Origin of the sequence: Pseudolysinimonas sp. (genome assembly GCF_044239695.1) — a bacterium.
GTDB lineage: Bacteria > Actinomycetota > Actinomycetes > Actinomycetales > Microbacteriaceae > Pseudolysinimonas_A.
Genome location: NZ_JBIIAW010000147.1, coordinates 1 through 5529 on the forward strand (window position 1 = coordinate 1; position 5529 = coordinate 5529).

Annotated in this window: 7 protein-coding genes; 1 reads left to right on the forward strand and 6 read right to left on the reverse strand. The window is 72.0% G+C overall.

What is annotated here, in order from left to right:
- From ACILQS_RS15240 to ACILQS_RS15255, 4 genes are all read right to left on the reverse strand, one after another.
- The coding region (locus ACILQS_RS15240) for an AMP-binding protein (protein ID WP_395640974.1) at positions 1-749 on the reverse strand (749 nt) is incomplete at its 3' end.
- A gap of 21 nt (positions 750-770) precedes the next feature.
- Complete coding sequence (locus ACILQS_RS15245; RefSeq protein WP_395640975.1) at positions 771-1682, reverse strand: 1,4-dihydroxy-2-naphthoyl-CoA synthase; 912 nt, start codon at positions 1680-1682, stop codon at positions 771-773.
- The gene (locus tag ACILQS_RS15250; RefSeq protein ID WP_395640976.1) at positions 1682-1990 is read right to left on the reverse strand and encodes a hypothetical protein; all 309 of its coding nucleotides are present in this window, start codon (positions 1988-1990) and stop codon (positions 1682-1684) included. Before ACILQS_RS15250 ends, ACILQS_RS15245 begins: the two co-directional genes overlap by 1 nt.
- Positions 1991-2027: 37 nt before the next feature.
- Positions 2028-2438, reverse strand: coding sequence for a hypothetical protein (locus ACILQS_RS15255; protein WP_395640977.1), 411 nt, complete (start codon positions 2436-2438; stop codon positions 2028-2030).
- A 104-nt stretch (positions 2439-2542) separates the two neighbouring features.
- On the opposite strand from ACILQS_RS15255, the gene ACILQS_RS15260 reads away from it, so the two are divergent.
- Positions 2543-3538, forward strand: a complete 996-nt coding sequence (locus ACILQS_RS15260) for an o-succinylbenzoate synthase (protein ID WP_395640978.1) — start codon at positions 2543-2545, stop codon at positions 3536-3538.
- A gap of 19 nt (positions 3539-3557) precedes the next feature.
- Here ACILQS_RS15260 and ccsB read toward each other — a convergent pair whose 3' ends face one another.
- Together ccsB and ACILQS_RS15270 are read right to left on the reverse strand one after the other, a co-directional pair.
- Positions 3558-4523, reverse strand: a complete 966-nt coding sequence (gene ccsB, locus ACILQS_RS15265; RefSeq protein ID WP_395640979.1) for a c-type cytochrome biogenesis protein CcsB — start codon at positions 4521-4523, stop codon at positions 3558-3560.
- Positions 4520-5529: cytochrome c biogenesis protein ResB (locus ACILQS_RS15270; RefSeq protein WP_395640980.1), on the reverse strand; the 1010-nt coding region annotated here is incomplete at its 5' end. The genes ACILQS_RS15270 and ccsB, both read right to left, overlap by 4 nt.

Consider the following 5529-nt stretch of genomic DNA (forward strand, 5'->3'; position numbering starts at 1 on the left):
TCGGCCGTGCGGAACCACCGCATCCCGTTCTCCTCGAGGAAGCGGTCGGCGGTCAGGCCGGGGTCGCCGAGGTAGCCCTCGGCGATCGACGGGCCGCCGAGCTGCACCTCGCCGTCGACGATGCGCACCTCGGTCTGCCCGATGGGCGCGCCGTCGTAGACGCAGCCCCCGCTGGTCTCGCTCGACCCGTAGCTGCGCACCACCACGACCCCTGCCATGGCCGCCCGATCGCGCAGCGGGGCGGGAAGGGCCTGGCCGCCGACGAGCACCCGGCGGAACCCGGCGAGCGCCGCCGCCGCCGCCGGGTCGTCGAGCAGGACGGCGAGCTGCGCGGGCACGAGCGAGGTGTAGCGGTCGGGCGACGACATCCGCTGCACCGCGTCGACGAAGCCCGCCGCGGTGAAGTGCTCCCCCTCGACCGTGACCGGTTCGGTGCCGGCGGCGAGCGAGCGGGTGAGCACGTTGAGCCCGGCGATGTAGTGCGTCGGCAGCGCGAGCACCCACTGCCCGGGGCCGCCGAGCGCCGACTCGCTCGCTCCGGCGTTGGCGAGGAGGGCATCGGCGGCGAGGGCGACGCGCTTCGGGCGGCCGCTCGACCCGCTCGTCTCGACCACGAGGGCGACGCGTTGGTCCACGGTGTCGGGCAGGTCGGCGGCGGCGCCGACGAAGATCGCGTCGCCGCCGGCGAGTGCGGAGCGGAGGGCGGGCAGGAGGTCAGGCCCGGGCGTCACGGTGCGGAGCGAGCGCACGGGCTCAGGCTCTGCTCATCGTCAGAAGGGCCAGGAGTACGGCGACCAGTCCGGGGCGCGCTTCTCGAGGAACGCGTCGCGGCCCTCCGCGGCCTCGTCGGTGCCGTAGGCGAGCCGGGTCGCCTCGCCGGCGAACACCTGCAGCCCGACCATCCCGTCGTCGGCGGAGTTCATCGCGAACTTGAGCATGCGGATCGCCGTCGGGCTCTTGCCGAGGATCGTCTCGGCCCACTCGAGCGCCGTCACCTCGAGCTCGGCGTGCGGCACGACCGCGTTGACGGCGCCCATCTGCATCGCGCGTTCCGCGTCGTACTCCTGGGCGAGGAAGAACACCTCCCGGGCGAACTTCTGGCCGACCTGCTTCGCGAAGTACGCGCTGCCGTAGCCGCCGTCGAACGAGCCGACGTCGGCATCCGTCTGCTTGAACCGCCCGTGCTCGCGGCTGGCGATCGTGAGGTCGCACACGACGTGCAGCGAGTGCCCGCCGCCGGCCGCCCACCCGGGGACGACCGCGATGACGACTTTCGGCATGAACCGGATGAGTCGCTGCACCTCGAGGATGTGCAACCGCCCCCCCGTCGCGGGTCGAGTGCCGCCGTCAGGCCGTGTATCGAGACCCTCGTAGAGATACCCGTCCTTCCCCCGGATGCGCTGGTCGCCGCCCGAGCAGAACGCCCACCCGCCATCCTTCGGGCTCGGGCCGTTGCCGGTGAGCAGCACGACGCCGATCCGCGGATTCATCCGGGCGTCGTCGAGGGCGCGGGCCAATTCGTCGACGGTGTGCGGCCGGAAGGCGTTGCGCACCTCCGGCCGGTCGAAGGCCACCCGCGCGATGCGGCCGGTCGTGTCGTGGTGGTAGGTCAGATCGGTGAGTCCGCTGAATCCGTCGACCTCGACCCAGCGCGCGGGGTCGAACAGCTCCGAGACGGCCATCAGACGTTCCCCGCCGCGTCGAGCCCGTAGGTGAGCACGAGGGGGTTGGCGAGCACGCCGAGAGCGATCCCGCCGATCGCGGCCCCCCGCTCCCAGTTGCCGATCGCGGCGACGATCCCGCCGAGCACCGCGAGCGCACTCGCGCCGATCGCCGTCCAGGCCGCGACGGTCGCGACCTCGAACGCGTCGAACCCGGTGGCGACGACACCCGCTGTCACCGCGAGCGGCGTCAGGATGCCGAGGGCGAGCGCGGTGCGGCCGGGCCAGCGCGGGCGGTGCGCGGGTGCGATCTCGACGACGTCAGTCACGGTCCCAGCCTAGGCCGGGGACTTCGGGCGGGTGGGGTCAGCCGAAGGTGCGGTCGAGCCACGACCAGAACAGAGCGTTGCCGGCGAGCGCGAACACGAGCCCGAAGATGCCGAGCCCGCGACCGACCCCGGCGATGATCGCGATGAGGGCGAACAGGATCGCCACGAGACTGAGCGGCGTCGCGATCGCCGCGAGCAACCCGAGCTCGCCCGTGACGAAGGCCTCGCCGAGGAACAGCACGGCGGCCAGCATCCCGATCCAGAAGGCGACGCGGCCCGCCCACTTCGGCGCCCGGCGGCCCGGGAGGGTGCGGGTGTCGCTGCGGATGTATTGCCCGAGCGTCGGGGCGAGGGCCTGCGCCTGGGCCTGCACGTGATGCAGCTGCACCGGGCGGTACTGCCCGGGCTCGCCCTGGTAGTGCGGGCGCGAAGGCGGTGGGAGCGTCATCGGAACCTCCGGTTCCCGCCCAGGTGCGCCAAAGTGCACACCCGAACGTGTCATCTGCGCCGATTGGCGCTCGCGAAACTCACTCTAGCCAGCAGACTGTGAGAGTGGCTCTGCCCTCGGGGAACGAACTGCGCGACGTCGCGCACGTCGTCGCTCTGCCGCTCGCGACCCGGTTCAGGGGAATCGAGGTGCGCGAGGCGATGCTGCTGCGCGGCCCGTCGGGCTGGACCGAGTTCTCGCCGTTCGTCGAGTACGCCGACGCCGAGGCTTCGACCTGGCTCGCCGCCGCGATCGACTACGGGTGGGGGGACGACCCTGACCTGGTGCGCGACGTCATCCCGGTCAACGCGACGCTGCCCGCCGTCGCCCCCGACGAGGTCGGCGCGGTGCTCGACCGCTTCGGGGCGACCCGCACGGTCAAGGTGAAGGTCGCCGAGCGCGGGCAGAGCCTCGCCGACGACGTCGCCCGGGTGCGTGCGGTCCGCGAACGCCTGGGCCCGGCAGGGCGGATCCGAGTGGATGCCAACGGCGGGTGGAACGTCGACGAGGCCGAGCACGCCGCCCACGCCCTCTCCCCGTACGACCTCGAGTACCTCGAGCAGCCCTGCGCCACGGTGTCCGAACTCGCGGAGCTGCGGTCCCGTCTGAAGGACTGGCAACTGCCGATCGCCGCCGACGAGAGCGTGCGCAAGGCCGCCGACCCGCTGCTCGTCGCGCGCGAGGGCGCCGCCGACCTGCTCGTCGTGAAAGCCGCTCCGCTCGGCGGCATCGCGGCGGCGCTCCGGATCGTCGCGGCCGCCGGGCTGCCCGCGATCGTCTCCAGCGCCCTCGACACCTCCGTGGGACTCGCCATGGGCGCCCGCCTGGCCGCCGCTCTCCCCGGCCTCGACTTCGACTGCGGCCTCGGCACGGCGGCCCTGCTCGCGGCCGACGTCACTGCGCATCCGCTGATCCCGCGCGAAGGCCGCATCCCCGTCGACCGCGTGGATGCCGACACCGACCTGCTCGAACAGTGGGCTGCGCCGGCAGAGCGCCGCGACTGGTGGCTCGCCCGTCTCGACCGCTGCCGGGAGCTGCTGTCGGACACCCCCGCGGGTTGAGTGCCAGGGGGCTGAAGGCCTACAGACCCGAGTAGGCGTGCAGGCCGGAGAAGAACAGGTTCACGACGGTGAAGTTGAACAGCACGGCGGCGAACCCCACGAGGGCGAGGATCGCGGAGCGGTTTCCGCGCCACCCACGCGTCGCGCGGGCGTGGATGTAGCCGGCGAAGACGACCCAGATCACGAAGGTCCAGACCTCCTTCGTGTCCCAGCCCCAGTAGCGGCCCCAGGCGCGCTCGGCCCAGATCGCGCCGAAGATGAGGGTGAAGGTCCAGAGCATGAAGCCGATGACGTTGACCCGGTAGGCGAGGCGCTCGAGGTTCTCGGCCGAGGGCACGGTCTTGAGGAACCCGACCCGCGCCAGTTTCCCCGCCTCGCGTCGGTTCTGCAGGATCTGCACGATCGAGAGGCCGGCGCCGAGCGCGAAGAACCCGGTGCCGAGGATCGCGACGAGCACGTGGATGACGAGCCACGCCGACTGCAGCGGCGGCGGCAGCGGCACGAGGCCGACGGCGTCGTAGAAGTTGATGGTCGCCAGGGTGAGCAGCAGAGCAGCGAGGCCGGTGACGTAGGCGCCGAGGAAGCGCACGTCTTTCCAGAGGTTCGCGAAGACGAAGACGGCGACGATGATGCCGGTGCCGGTGAGTGCGAACTCGAACATGTTGGCCCACGGCACGCGCTCGGCCGCAATGCCGCGCAGCACGATGGCGGCGACGTGAACGGCGAGGCCGACGGCGGTGAGGGCGAGACCCACCCGTGCGCTCCGGGTGGAGCCGACGATCGACGGCGGGGCCGGCGGAGCGTCGACGAGCACGGCGGTCGAGCCGTTGACGGTCGCCGACTCCGCGGCCCGGGCGGATGCCGGCGCGGCATCCGCCGAACGCTTCGCCAGGTCGACGGCGAACACGATGAACGCGATCACGTAGACCGCCGCCGCCGAGTACACGCCGAGCAACGACCAGGCGGCGAGGGTCTCCGGAGTCATGAGGGCATCCTACGTTCGAGAGCTTCCGAGTGCGCTCGGGCCAGCTCGGCCACGGCCGCCGCGAGCGTGGGATCCTCGCCGCGCGCGAGGCCCGCGTACTCGAGGGTCACACCGTCCGCGGCGGGGACGGCCTTGATCCACATCCGGCGCCGCGGGATGAACAGGCTCGTCAGCAACCCGAAGACGGCGGCGAGCGCGAACGCGAGCACCCAGCCCTGGGCGGGGTCGCGATGGATGTCGAGGCCGACGTACTCCGCGACACCCTCGAGTTCGATCGTGCCCATCCCGTCAGGCAGGTCGAGGGTGTCGCCGATCTGGAGGGCGAGGGCATCCTCCCGACCCGCGAGCTGCTCCATGTCGGTCGTGTCGAGCGTGTAGACGTTGCCGCCGCTGCCGTCGCCGAGCCCGAGGTCGCCGCGATAGACGAAGAGGGTCAGCGTCGCGTTGTCGGTGAGGATCGGCGAGAACGACGCGAGCGCGCCGCTGTCGAGGGCGTAGGCGTCCGGGTAGAAGAAGCCCTGCATGCCGAGCTGGTCGGAGAGCCCGTCGGGCACCTTGATGACTCCGGTGCTGCCGAGGTTGGCGTCCTGGGCGATGAACGGCACCGCGCCATGGAAGACCTCGAGACCGTCGGCATCCCGCACCGTGATGATCGGGGCGAACCCGTTGCCGAGGAGGTAGACCTGGGATCCGGCGATCTCGAGCGGAGAGTTGATCTTGATCGTCGCCGGGGACCAGTCGCCGCCCGGCTCGCGCACGCTCATGTTGGCGTCGTAGTCGAGCGGGCGCCAGGCGCCGTCGGTGAAGGTGTACTCCGGTTCGAACGAGTCCAGGCGCAGGTCGAACGGCTGGAGGACGGCATCCGGGTCGACCGCCGAGCCGCCGGTGAAGGAGTCGTAGTCGGCGAGCACGTTCGTGAACGGCTCCCCCTCGATCAGCAGCCGCTGCCCCGTGTACCCGAACGCCCCGCCGATGCCGACCGCGGCGAGCACCCCGACGAGGGAGG

Coding starts and splice junctions, on each gene's coding strand:
- ACILQS_RS15255 (WP_395640977.1), bottom strand. CDS start 2,438: ATGACGCTCCCACCGCCTTCGCGCCCGCACTACCAGGGCGAGCCCGGG.
- ACILQS_RS15245 (WP_395640975.1), bottom strand. CDS start 1,682: ATGGCCGTCTCGGAGCTGTTCGACCCCGCGCGCTGGGTCGAGGTCGAC.
- ccsB (WP_395640979.1), bottom strand. CDS start 4,523: ATGACTCCGGAGACCCTCGCCGCCTGGTCGTTGCTCGGCGTGTACTCG.